Here is an 822-nt window from a genome sequence, read left to right as displayed (position 1 = left end):
GTCCGCGGCGCGGACATGCAGAGCGTCCCGGTCCGGGTCCGCGTAGACGGCCACGCTCGAGATACCGGCGTCCCGGCAGGCTCGGGCCACGCGGACAGCGATTTCGCCACGGTTGGCGATGAGCACCTTCGTCAGCATGTCGTCTCCTGCACTTCTGTACGGTCGGTGCTGAGCGCGTCGACGGTCTCGACGATGCTGCGGATGTCCGCGCCGGGGGTGAACACCGCGTCCACGCCCATGGTTTCGAGTGAGCGGACATCGGCGTCCGGGATGATGCCGCCGACCAGGAGGCGGACGTCGCTCGCCTCCTCCCGAGCCAGCAGCTCGATCACCCGCTGCACGATCGTCAGGTGGGCGCCCGAGAGGACGGACAAGCCGAGAAGGGGGGCGTCCTCGGCGATGACGGTGGCGACGATCTGCTCGGGCGTCTGGTGCAGACCGGTGTAGATCACTTCATAGCCGGCGTCGCGCAGTGCGCGGGCGATGACCTTGGCACCGCGGTCATGGCCGTCGAGTCCGGGCTTGGCGATCACCACACGGGCGCGTGGTGCCGGGGCCGCAGCGCTGTGTTCCGCGCGCTGCTGTAGGACGTTCATGGTGTCTCCGATCGGGTGTTCAGCCAGGCAGGACGGGCGTGAGCCAGCCGGTCGTGCCGTACGTGTGCGCTGTGCGCAGCGGGAGGTGGCGCGAGGCCCAGGCAGTGGGGCGAGAGGTTGCGGGGAGAGGTGCCGGTGTCCGGGCGACGGACAGCACCGAGACCAGCGCGGCCAGTTCCTCCGGGGTGGGGTTGCCCCGTACGACCTTGATCGTCATGGCGTCTTC

3 protein-coding genes are annotated in these 822 nt (G+C 69.6%); all 3 read right to left on the bottom strand.

What is annotated here, in order from left to right; genetic code table 11:
• A partial coding sequence (locus tag ACFP2V_RS18575) for a biotin carboxylase N-terminal domain-containing protein (RefSeq protein ID WP_381213221.1) occupies nucleotides 1-135 on the bottom strand: 135 nt, incomplete at its 3' end.
• Nucleotides 132-596 (bottom strand): cobalamin B12-binding domain-containing protein, encoded by a 465-nt coding sequence (locus ACFP2V_RS18570; protein WP_381213219.1) that lies wholly within the window; start codon nucleotides 594-596, stop codon nucleotides 132-134. The genes ACFP2V_RS18575 and ACFP2V_RS18570, both read right to left, overlap by 4 nt.
• A gap of 19 nt (nucleotides 597-615) precedes the next feature.
• Nucleotides 616-822: acyl-CoA carboxylase subunit epsilon (locus ACFP2V_RS18565; protein ID WP_381213216.1), on the bottom strand; the 207-nt coding region annotated here is incomplete at its 5' end.

It is taken from the genome of Streptomyces incanus, assembly GCF_042656345.1.
Classification (GTDB): Bacteria; Actinomycetota; Actinomycetes; order Streptomycetales; family Streptomycetaceae; genus Streptomyces; species Streptomyces incanus.
This window is presented reverse-complemented; position numbering and strand designations above follow the sequence as displayed.